This is a genomic window from Streptomonospora sediminis (genome assembly GCF_054778995.1).
This window is the reverse complement of the sequence record NZ_BAAGYZ010000157.1, coordinates 1-1,259: the sequence shown is the minus strand read 5'-3', so window position 1 is coordinate 1,259 and position 1,259 is coordinate 1. Positions and strand designations below refer to the sequence as shown.

At 70.6% G+C, this 1,259-nt stretch carries 1 protein-coding gene; it reads left to right on the top strand.

The window, feature by feature from the left end:
• Positions 1–19: 19 nt before the first annotated feature.
• A partial coding sequence (locus tag ACYVD5_RS27965) for an acyltransferase domain-containing protein (RefSeq protein WP_461004166.1) occupies positions 20–1,259 on the top strand: 1,240 nt, incomplete at its 3' end.

Here is a 1,259-nt window from a genome sequence, read left to right as displayed (position 1 = left end):
CGGGGTGCGGGGTGCGGGTGTGGAGGGGGTCTCGGCGGTGGGTGTGGGCCGGGATCTGGTGGGGTCGCGGTCGGTGTGGGAGGACCGTGCGGTGGTGGTGGGCTCGGATACGGCGGGGTTGGTGGCGGGGTTGGATGCGGTGGCGGCGGGTGAGCCGGGTGCGGGGGTGGTGTGCGGGCACGCTGCGGCGGGGCGGCGGGGTGGTGTGGTGTTCGTGTTTCCGGGTCAGGGGTCGCAGTGGGTGGGGATGGGGGTGGAGTTGGCGGCGGAGTCGCCGGTGTTTCGGGGGGTGTTGGCGGAGTGTTTCGCGGAGATCGCGGGGCGGGTGGAGTGGGATCCGTGGGCGGTGTTTCGGGGTGAGGAGGGTGCGCCGGGGTTGGATCGGATCGAGGTGCTGCAGCCGGTGGTGTTTGCGGTGATGGTGGGGTTGGCGGCGGTGTGGGAGGCGGCGGGTGTGGTGCCGTCGGCGGTGGTGGGGCATTCGCAGGGGGAGATCGCGGCGGCGTATGTGGCGGGGGTGTTGTCGTTGTCGGATGCGGTGGTGGCGGTGGTGGAGCGGTCGCGGGTGTTCGGTGAGGAGTTGGTGGGGCGGGGTGCGATTGCGGCGGTGGGGTTGGGTGCGGGTGAGGTGGAAGAGCGGATCGTGCGGTGGGGGTTGGGTGGGGAGTTGGTGGTGGCGGCGGTGAATGGTCCGTCGTCGTGTGCGGTGTCGGGTGGGGTGGGGGCGTTGGAGGGGTTGGTGTCGCGGTTGGTGGGTGAGGGTGTGCGGGCGCGGGTGGTGGATACGACGGTGGCGTCGCATAGTGGGCAGGTGGAGGGGTTGCGGGGGCGGTTGGTGGGGGCGTTGTCGGGGGTGTGTCCGCGGGAGGGGCGGGTGCCGTTTTATTCGTCGGTGACGGGGGGTGTGGTGGCGGGGTCGGAGTTGGGTGCGGGGTATTGGTTTTCGAATGTGCGGGAGCGGGTGGAGTTCGCGGGTGTGGTGGAGGGGTTGGTGGGTGATGGTTTTGGGGTGTTTGTGGAGGTGAGTCCGCATCCGGTGTTGGGTGCGGGTGTGGTGGAGGTGGTGGAGGGTGTGGGTGTTGAGGGTGTGGTGGTGGGGTCGTTGCGGCGGGGTGAGGGTGGTGCGGGGCGGTTGTTGGTGTCGTTGGGTGAGGTGTTTGTGCGGGGTGTGGGGGTGGATTGGGGTCGGGTGCTGCCTCCTGGGTCCGCGGGTGGTGGGGGTGGTGCCGTGGCGGGTGGTGCCGTGGATACCGCTGCGG